At 65.0% G+C, this 203-nt stretch carries 1 pseudogene; it reads right to left on the reverse strand.

Going from position 1 to position 203, the window contains the following annotated elements:
* A pseudogene (locus INF86_RS22030) lies at window positions 1–203 on the reverse strand (type VI secretion system tip protein VgrG); the annotation flags it as partial.

Here is a 203-nt window from a genome sequence, read left to right on the forward strand (position 1 = left end):
CTGGTGTCGTCACCCTTCGCCAGACGGTCCCAGTGGAACTTCACCTTCACGCGGCCATATTTGTCCGTCCAGATACTCTCCCCCTGCGGCCCCACGACTTTCGCCGTCTGCGGGCCGTAGGTCCGCGGCCACGCCGTGCTCTGCGCCGGACGGTACGACACCGCCGCCGGGATAACGGTGAAATCGGTGCGGTGAATGGTTTC

The organism is Enterobacter cloacae complex sp. I1M (assembly GCF_014982425.1).
GTDB lineage: Bacteria > Pseudomonadota > Gammaproteobacteria > Enterobacterales > Enterobacteriaceae > Enterobacter > Enterobacter intestinihominis.